Source organism: Vibrio sp. M260118 (assembly GCF_036533755.1).
Taxonomy (GTDB): domain Bacteria; phylum Pseudomonadota; class Gammaproteobacteria; order Enterobacterales; family Vibrionaceae; genus Vibrio.
Genome location: NZ_JATABG010000311.1, coordinates 1 through 4,327, shown reverse-complemented (window position 1 = coordinate 4,327; position 4,327 = coordinate 1). Strand labels below are relative to the sequence as shown.

The 4,327-nt window shown below is 46.4% G+C and carries 5 protein-coding genes; 3 read left to right on the top strand and 2 right to left on the bottom strand.

Features of this window, described 5'->3' with window-relative positions; genetic code table 11:
- From QTO00_RS15625 to QTO00_RS15615, 3 genes are all read left to right on the top strand, one after another.
- Positions 1-211, top strand: a 211-nt coding sequence (locus QTO00_RS15625) for a GreA/GreB family elongation factor (protein WP_331425614.1), incomplete at its 5' end; no start/stop codon positions are given.
- A gap of 55 nt (positions 212-266) precedes the next feature.
- The gene (locus QTO00_RS15620) at positions 267-1,010 is read left to right on the top strand and encodes a YggN family protein (RefSeq protein ID WP_331425613.1); all 744 of its coding nucleotides are present in this window, start codon (positions 267-269) and stop codon (positions 1,008-1,010) included.
- Between the two features lie 225 nt (positions 1,011-1,235).
- On the top strand, positions 1,236-2,600 hold the full coding sequence (locus tag QTO00_RS15615) for a sodium-dependent transporter (RefSeq protein ID WP_331425612.1): 1,365 nt from the start codon (positions 1,236-1,238) through the stop codon (positions 2,598-2,600).
- 69 nt (positions 2,601-2,669) lie between these two features.
- Here the strand turns inward: QTO00_RS15615 and QTO00_RS15610 are convergent, their stop codons facing one another.
- Together QTO00_RS15610 and QTO00_RS15605 are read right to left on the bottom strand one after the other, a co-directional pair.
- A complete protein-coding gene (locus QTO00_RS15610; RefSeq protein WP_331425611.1) occupies positions 2,670-3,761 on the bottom strand; it encodes a succinylglutamate desuccinylase/aspartoacylase family protein in 1,092 nt (363 codons plus the stop codon).
- Positions 3,721-4,327: RimK family alpha-L-glutamate ligase (locus QTO00_RS15605; RefSeq protein ID WP_331425610.1), on the bottom strand; the 607-nt coding region annotated here is incomplete at its 5' end. The genes QTO00_RS15610 and QTO00_RS15605, both read right to left, overlap by 41 nt.

Genomic DNA, 4,327 nt, shown 5'->3' with positions numbered 1-4,327 from the left:
CTCTTTGCTTGACCTAGACGATAATCAGCATTGGTTCTTTATTGCGCCTTGCTCTGGTGGACTTAAAGTGACATTTAACCAGCTGACGATAGCGGTTGTGACTTTTGACTCTCCACTGGGCAAAGCTATGCAAGGCAAGCAAGTGGGAGATGAGCTGAGTTATCAAGTTGGTGTGACAGAGCACAGTTATGAGATAGAGGCTATTTGCTGACAAAATAACCAATGATTTTGTTATGCTAGCGGTTAATGAATTGAATGAGATGATAATGAAAAAAGTATTACTGACCTTACCTATTTTGCTTTCTAGTCAAGCTTATGCTGCTCAGTGCAAAGTCGATTTGAAAAACGAAGTTCATCTAAATAGTGAGCGAATCGAAATTCTCCAGACTAGCGGTGAGAGAGCGATTGTCGATGCTGATAATAATTTGCTGATTCATGGTGAAAAAATTGAGCTCGATAGCGAGCAGCAGCAGGCCATTGAGAAGTACCGAGAGGGCTTAAATGATTACTTACCTCGCGCTAAACAGATTGCTCGAGACGGACTAGCTTTAGCGAATGATATTATTGACGACGTTGCACTAAGTCTTGATGCACCAGAAGCCTTTGAGGATGTTAAAGCGTCAATGCAGAAGTTCTTTGCCGAGATGGAAGCGCGTTACTACCAGAATGGTGACCTAGTTTTGCCTGCGGATAGTTTTAGCTCACTAAGCGAAAGCTGGGCGGAAGACTTTGAAAAGGCCAAAGCTCTGTTCAATGAAGAGTTCATCACTAGTGCATTCAATGCTATGTCGGAAAAGATGAAATCTGAAGGTGGCTTGAATCTTACTGAGATGGCGAACTCTATGAGTGAGTTAAAAGAGCGTATCGCCGAGCGTTTGAAGCAACACTCAGCAGAAGTTCAGCAGCAGAGCGAAGCGTTTTGTGACTCTCTGGATGAGATGGCAGAGCAAGAGCAGCAGTTGCACAAAAAAATCCCTGAGTTGAAGGACTATCAAATCTTCACCATCTAACTCCCCAAGCGTAAACTAGAATACAGAGCGCATTTGTGCTCTGTATTGGTGTGCTTAAACAGTGTAAGTTTCGTTTGGACATAACTGCCTGTAAACCTGTCGTTACAAGTTAAATGCTCTGTCATTAACTATCAACTGCCGATCTAACTGCTAATTTCGTTGTTAATTTTGACGCTTTATATTAATGTACTAGCCAACTAGTTCATTGATGCAAAGTTAAGTGGTATGGCACAAGTAGACAACGCTCAATCAAGGGAGCACTTCGGCTCTCGTCTTGGATTTATTCTTGCAGCGGCAGGCGCTGCGGTTGGCTTAGGCAATATATGGGGCTTCCCAACTCAAGCAGCTAGCAACGGTGGCGGCGCTTTTCTTCTCGTATATCTTGTTATGATCCTCATCGTAGCTTTCCCTATGCTAGTGGTAGAAATGGCCATTGGTCGCCATGGTCAAGCGAACCCAGTTGATAGTATGCGCTCTCTTACCGACAACCCTACAGGTAAAAAACTTGGTGCGGCGGTAGGTTGGATAGGCTTAAGTGTTCCAAGTGCGGTGCTCGCTTTTTACAGCATAGTGGGTGGGTGGCTGATCTGTTTCTTGCTCGGTGCGATTACTGATGTTTTCGGCATGGAAACTGCGACCGCTTGGTTTAAAGGCTTTAGCGTTGAGCGTAACTTGTTCGGCACCATCACCTTCTACGTGCTTACTGTATTGATCGTTCAAGGTGGGGTTAAGCAGGGAATCGAGAAATGGTCGACTCGCTTAATGCCTGCGCTGTTTGTGCTGTTTGCTCTGCTGTTTGTTTACATCATGACCCAAAGCGGCGCGATGGAAGGCCTTAAGCATTATCTTATCCCTGACTTTGAAAAAATCATGGATCGTAAGTTGATTTTAGCGGCAATGGGGCAGGGTTTCTTCTCGCTCACTATCGGTGGCTGTTCCATGCTTATCTATGGTTCCTACCTAAGTAAGAAAGAGAACTTACCTAAAATGGCAATGAACGTAACCTTAGTCGATACTGCGGTAGCCTTTATTGCCGGTCTGGTCGTGATGCCTGCAATGTTTGTTGCGATGCAAAAGGGCGTGCAGATCTATGCTGAAGATGGCTCACTACTTAGTTCAGATACCTTAGTGTTTACCGTGTTACCACTGATGTTTGACAGCTTAGGCTTGCTAGGCCAGCTATTCGCCATTGTGTTCTTCTTACTTTTGACTATTGCAGCGCTGACTTCGTCAATCTCAATGCTTGAGTGTCCTGTTGCGCTAGTGAGTGAGCGCTTCAACACTAAGAGAACATCAACAAGCTGGGTATTGGGTGGCTTGATTGCGCTGTTTAGTGTGGTGATTGTTTATAACTTTGCTGCGATGTTTGGCATGGTGGCGATGATTGCCACTCAGTACCTGCAACCCGCTGCTGCGCTGTTGTTCTGCTTGTTTGGTGGTTGGGTATGGCATCGCAATTCAAAAATCAAAGAGCTAGAGCAAGGTTGCCCTGAGTTTACTCAAGGCTGGTTTGGTAAGTTGTGGCCCGCTTATGTGAAGTTTGTTTGTCCAGTGTTAGTTGCGACAGTGATTTGGGCTTCTTTTGGTTAAGCTGACTGGACTGAAACGAAGTAGCCCACACTTTAAATGCGGGCTATTTTTATTTGGGTTGTTGTTAAGTTAAGACGGTGAGTTGATCTGGCCTGTGGTTAAAGGTTCAAGGTCTGCGTCAATCACTTCCTCAATAAACTCTTCTACTACCTGCTCAACCTCTTGATCGTCTTGCTCGAAGTAGGCGAGATGGAAAATCGCGTCACCTTCGTTGACCAGTGGCAGAGTCTGCTGTCCGATAACGATACCGCCCTTACGAGCCTTCAACTCAATTTCGCTGTGGCCTAGTGGGGCGCTAATATAAGCGAGCACTTGTCCTTTCTCTACCTTTTCTCCTAAGGTCACTAACGTTCTTAGGATGCCATCGCTCTCTGCGCGTAACCAGCTAGTGGACTTGGCAATCATCGAAGTCGGCAGTTTTTTGCGACTTGAACGTAACATGCCAATTGCTTGCATCACTCGTTGCACGCCAATAAAACCTGCACTGATACAGATCGGCTCAAAGCGCAGTGCTTCGCCGGCCTCGTAGGTCAGTACCGGAATACCCAAGCGTTCTGCCTCGCTACGTAATGAGCCATCGCGTAGTGGAGCATCGACGATAACTGGCGTAGCGAACGCTTGGGCGATCCTAAACGTTTCGGGGTTACTTAAATCAGCACGGATCTGTGGCAGATTAGTACGATGAATCGCGCCAGTGTGCAGGTCCAGAATATAATCACAGCGCTTCGCCACCTGAGAAAAAAAGGTGTGCGCCATGCGTGATGCGAGCGAGCCTTTCTCACTACCCGGGAAGCAGCGATTGAGATCTCGCCTGTCTGGTAGATAACGAGACTTATGAATAAAACCGAACACGTTAACTATCGGTACGGCAATGACCGTTCCTTTTAGTTTGCTTGCATCTATAGTGTTGATTAACTGCCTCACGATCTCGACGCCATTCAGCTCATCACCATGGATCGCCGCGTTGACCATTAGTACAGGCCCTTGATGGTTGCCATTGATGATCTCCACCGGAATCGACAAAGGTGAATGGGTATAAAGCTTAGCGGCTTCTAACTCAACGACCTTGCGCTCTCCCGGCGAGATAGACTCGCCGAAAAATTCAAATACACTGTTTTTCTTAGCCTTTGCCACGCGTTTTTGTCCTTTTGCTTGCTGCATTTTTCTCGATAAATTCGACAATCATTCCTGCAATGTCTTTACCCGTTGCAGCTTCAATTCCTTCAAGACCTGGAGATGAGTTTACTTCCATAACTAATGGACCACGCTCAGATCTTAGTAGATCGACACCAGCCACATTTAGGCCCATTATTTTTGCAGCTGCCACGGCAGTGCGGCGCTCTTCTGGAGTGATCTTAACGAGTGATGCACTACCGCCACGGTGTAAATTAGAGCGGAACTCGCCCTCTGCACCTTGTCGTTTCATCGCTGCAATCACTTTGTCTCCAATTACGAAGCAGCGGATATCGGCACCGCCTGCTTCTTTAATGTACTCTTGCACCATGATGTTGGCTTTTAACCCCATAAAAGCTTCAACAACGCTTTCTGCTGCTTTACGTGTTTCTGCCAAAACCACGCCAATACCTTGAGTACCTTCCAATAGCTTGATAACGACAGGCGCACCACCGACCATATCGAGTAGGTCTTTAACGTCATCAGGTTTACTAGCAAACCCAGTAATTGGCATACCGATCCCTTTGCGTGACAGTAGCTGCATTGAGCGTAGC